Source organism: Anaplasma marginale str. Florida (assembly GCF_000215485.1).
GTDB classification, from domain to species: Bacteria; Pseudomonadota; Alphaproteobacteria; order Rickettsiales; family Anaplasmataceae; genus Anaplasma; species Anaplasma marginale.
Genome location: NZ_AFMS01000197.1, coordinates 1 through 992, shown reverse-complemented (window position 1 = coordinate 992; position 992 = coordinate 1). Strand labels below are relative to the sequence as shown.

Annotated in this window: 1 protein-coding gene and 1 pseudogene; both read left to right on the top strand. The window is 49.7% G+C overall.

Annotation, left to right across the window (positions count from 1 at the left end; all coding sequences use genetic code 11):
- A pseudogene (locus GAC_RS05270) lies at positions 1 to 525 on the top strand (MFS transporter); the annotation flags it as partial.
- Positions 526 to 653: 128 nt separating this feature from the next.
- Positions 654 to 992, top strand: a 339-nt coding sequence (locus GAC_RS05265) for an MFS transporter (RefSeq protein WP_037349743.1), incomplete at its 3' end; no start/stop codon positions are given.

The window sequence follows — 992 nt, the reverse complement described above, 5'->3', positions numbered from 1 at the left end:
ATGGTTTACATGGACTTGGGCCACAAGTCAGGTACTTGGGAGTACGCAGTCTTACTATCGCTACTGACGCTAGCTCCTTGCTGCAGTTTGTTTGTGTCTGATGCTGGCAAGAACAGGAGCTACTTTCTGGTCTTGTTGGCCCTCATAATAGTTGCGATGTACCCGGTTGTGCACTTCATCTACGAAGGCCACATGGTTGCGCGCATAGTGTTTGTGCTAATATTCAGCGTATACTGGGGGTGGTGGGGGCCGTTGGTTGTGCTAATTTTCCCAGTGGGTGCGAGGCAAACATGTTTTTCAATGCCGCTCAGCATGGGATGCACGCTAGGTGGATTTTCCCCCGCAATTTGTCTGTGGCTTTCCCATGCAACGGGGCTAGATGGCGTTCCTGCATTTTACCTGATCTCCTTTGCCGTCATAGTTTTCGCAATGGTTGCGCTTTTCCTGCGGGTTGAGGGTGGATCGTACAAGTTTGCATTTTCCAGAAGAAAAGAAGGGGGGGGGGACGGAAGTGGCCGAGGCTGAGGTACCTGAGGTTTTTTAGGTGTGGGCCATGCTTCTGATTGTGCACCACCCGTATCTGGTGTGTAATGTTCTTGATCGCACATCGCCCCTGTGCTAGTCTGTAGAGCTGTCCTGTGGTGTGCTGATTCGTGTACAAACTCTGGAAAAGAATTACTGGCCTAAACGAGGTTGTGCTTGCCGTTTTGCTGTGCACTGCCATAGAAAACTACGACTTTACTGTTTACGGCATGCTTAGTTCCGTTATAGCGCAGGTGTTTTTCTCAGAAGGTGCCTTCCTGTTTGACCAAGGAGAGGGCTCCACATACTTGTCCACACTTATGGGATTTTTAGTTTTTGCATCTGCTTTTGTTGCCAGGCCGCTGGGCGCAACAATGTTTGGTTATTTGGGTGACAGAAAAGGCAGAAGGCTGGCACTTAACATCTCTGCTGGTATGCTAGTGGGATCGGTCTTTTTCATGTCCGTCCTT